At 67.6% G+C, this 2,300-nt stretch carries 1 protein-coding gene; it reads right to left on the bottom strand.

What is annotated here, in order from left to right:
* A partial coding sequence (locus F6X37_RS35530) for an ImcF-related family protein (RefSeq protein WP_316252037.1) occupies window positions 1–2,300 on the bottom strand: 2,300 nt, incomplete at both ends.

Here is a 2,300-nt window from a genome sequence, read left to right on the forward strand (position 1 = left end):
TCGGTCAGCGCCTGCGAGGGTCGTCCCGCCTGCGCCTGGTACTGCACCGACTTCATCAGCGCGATCAGCGGCGAGGTCTGCGCGTCGGCGAGACGGGTGAGTTGATCGATCGCCCCGTTCAGGTTCGATGCCGGTTGCCACTGGAGACTGTTGAGCATGGTCTGCCAGGCGGCGGTGTACTCCGCGAAGTAGCGCGCTGTCAGTCGCTGCTTCAGTTCTTCGGCCGCCCGCTTCTCGTCAATTGCGGCGCTGGTGCGGATCGCACCCTGTGCGAGGGTGTTACCGATGGTCTGCGATGGTTGCGCGCCGGTCAGCACCCAGTCGCCGCTCACGCGTCGCTCGCTTGCGGCCCTGTCGATCGCGTCCGCGATCATGCCGTCCCACGCCGCGCGCGTGTAGATGCCAGGCACCGCCTGCGACGTGCTGAAAAGCCCCTGCGCGTCCGCGCCGTTGAGCAACGTCTGGAGTGATGCGTCAGCGTACTTGCCTTTGACCTCGTCGAGGATGCTCTGGTACACCGTGTCGTCGGCCGATGCGAGGCCCATCTGCGTCACCAGCATGTTGCGGGTCGTGCTCACGAGGCTCGCGTCGGGCGTGATGCGCCATTCGGGGTGGGCCTTCAGGTGGTCGGCGTAAAACGCGGCGAGTCGGCGGCCCGTGTCGTCGCGCTCGCCCTCGGGCATGTCCACCGGGCGTCGCCACAACGCGACAAGCGAGCGGCGCAGAAATGCGGCGTCGGCGCGGGCAGGGTCCCCAAGCATCAGGTAGGTTTTGAGCGCGTTGTAGGTGCTGCCGCGCGTGTCCTGCGATTGCAGTGCGTCGGCGCGGGCCTCGCCTGCGGCCTTTAGCAGGTCCGTGATCGTTCGCACCACGGGCTCCTGCAGGTTATGCGTCGCGGCGATCCGGTACGACTGCCAGAGCGCCGCAAGGATGTCGTCGTTGCGCGAAAGACCCGCGCGCAGGTACCACGGCGCGCCGTGCTGCTGGCGGTATTCGAGCCGTTCCATCAGTTGCTGGAGCGCGAGTTGGGCGCGCCAGGAGTCGCCAGTTTGCGGTTTTGCATCGACAGCGGTTTGCGCTGTCTGATTTGCTTCGCGTGCTAGCTGCTGGTTGCCGACGAAGGAGACCGTCATCCACACGCACCACACAATCGCCGCGGCTATGACGAGCATCGCGAGCGCGTTACGCCAGTAGAAGCCGACGCGCCGCCCTCGGTAGTTAGACGATCCGCCCGCGATCTCGCGCCACACCGGCAGCAGCGCAGCGGGCTGTGCGCGCATGTCCGTTACTGCTGGCGGCGCGTCGACAGGCTCGCCAGGCGTCCCGTCGCCGTTGGTAACCGGTACAGGTACGACGGTCGCCCCCGGAAAAACCGGCGCGAACATGACGCCCGCGAGCGACGCGCGCAGCCAGTGCGACGCAGCCAGCCCCCGCAGGCCATCGACGATGCGCTCACCATGGTCGCCGACATACTTCGAGATTTCCATCAGCCAGGTCACCCGGAGGTTGTTGCGGGTGCAAAGGTGTACGCCCGCGTCCGCAGACCGCTGCTCGACCTCGTGCAGCAGATCCGGCAACCTGGCGGCGGCTTCCTGTGCCTGTCTGCGCGAATCGTTCGGCATGAAGGTGCCGACCGCGTCGAAGCGTTCGGACGGGCTACCCTTCGCCTCAACCGGGTGCAGGAACGAAACGGGCGCGGCCCAGCCGAGCGCGGTAGCGATGCCCGAGAGTTTGCGGGGCAGTTCGGTATCCCTGTCGTCCGCGCGGGCGACATGCACGACGCCATCGACCGGGTAGCGGCGGCGCAGCCGACGGACCTGGCCCAGCCACTTCGCCGCCTCGATGCCGTCCGGCGACGCATGCACGAGAATGGTTTCGGCCACGTGCATGACTCCCGCCTGCTTGAGACCGGGCGCGACCTGATCGACGCGTTCATCCGTACCGTTCACCAGCAGCCAGCGCAGGCGGCGTTGCCAGCGCCAGCCGTGCGAGACGCGCAGTTCCTCGTACACGCGCTGCAGCCGCGCATCGCGCCTGAGCGGCTTGGCTGCCTTCGTGTGATCGCCGGTTTCCCGGTGAAAGAGGCGTCCCGCGAAGGCGTAAGCGCCGGTTGCGAACAGGACGAGATGGGTCACGACGACGATGGCGAAGGTGACGAGGATGGCAATGATCGCCTTCAGCTTCGGCTCGCCGGACGCGACGCCCACCATGTCGCCGCGCACCGAGACGATGCCGATCGCAAGCAGGGCGACGACCAGGGCCGCAACGGGCAGCCCCCAGATCGCGAGACGGCCCGGGGG

The sequence above is a fragment of the Paraburkholderia sp. 31.1 genome, assembly GCF_014397645.1.
GTDB lineage: Bacteria > Pseudomonadota > Gammaproteobacteria > Burkholderiales > Burkholderiaceae > Paraburkholderia > Paraburkholderia tuberum.